This window comes from Pelomicrobium sp. G1, from assembly GCF_051905455.1.
Lineage (GTDB): Bacteria > Pseudomonadota > Gammaproteobacteria > Burkholderiales > UBA6910 > Pelomicrobium.
The window spans coordinates 1-244 of the sequence record NZ_JBQACR010000522.1 but is presented as its reverse complement, the minus strand read 5'-3'; the positions used below and the strand labels follow the sequence as shown (position 1 = coordinate 244).

The following is a 244-nucleotide window of genomic DNA, read 5'->3' as shown; positions in this document are numbered from 1 at the left end:
GTGGTGCCGGGGCGGGGTCGGCGAGGGCGACCCGAATCCGGTCTGGGCCGCTTCCGAAAGTCCCCTGGGCGGTGAGGCGGTTCCGCCCGATGGCAAGGGAGGCGCGGGGGGGCCCCAGGCGCTCCCAGTCCACCTGGAACTCCCCCTCTCCGGCGAGGGCGGAACCGCGGAAGGCGCTGCTCGGGGCGATGCGGCAGCGGACGGACGCCGACCATAGGGCGTCGATCCGGCCGCTCGCCTCCAG

Annotated in this window: 1 protein-coding gene; it reads right to left on the bottom strand. The window is 75.8% G+C overall.

The annotated features are described in order from the left end of the window. The coding region (locus ACTFO6_RS19470) for a hypothetical protein (protein ID WP_439935959.1) at window positions 1-244 on the bottom strand (244 nt) is incomplete at both ends.